The sequence below is a fragment of the Paraburkholderia sp. SG-MS1 genome, from assembly GCF_012275575.1.
GTDB lineage: Bacteria > Pseudomonadota > Gammaproteobacteria > Burkholderiales > Burkholderiaceae > Paraburkholderia.
This window is the reverse complement of the sequence record NZ_NPIH01000009.1, coordinates 1-308: the sequence shown is the minus strand read 5'-3', so window position 1 is coordinate 308 and position 308 is coordinate 1. Positions and strand designations below refer to the sequence as shown.

Genomic DNA, 308 nt, shown 5'->3' with positions numbered 1-308 from the left:
ACGCTGTCCCGGTTGACGCTGCCGTCGGCATTGCGGTCGTACATCAGTGCGCCGTCGAGTTTCTCGGCGTTGGCATCGCCCTGTTGGCTGACCGTGTTCAATTGGGCGACGTTGACGGCATCCGTGTTGGCGACACCCGCCGCAACGTTGTGGATGACGGTGCCACCGCTTGCCGCATCGCCTGCGAGGGTGACGCTGTTACGGTTGAGGCTGCCGTCGAGGTTCTGGTCATACACGAGCGCACCGTTGAGCTTTGCAGCAGTGGCTGTGTTCTGATCGCTGACCATGTTCAATTGGGCGACGTTGAC

The 308-nt window shown here is 61.4% G+C and carries 1 pseudogene; it reads right to left on the bottom strand.

Annotated features, from left to right (window positions below):
- A pseudogene (locus CIC12_RS00975) lies at nt 1–308 on the bottom strand (YadA-like family protein); the annotation flags it as partial.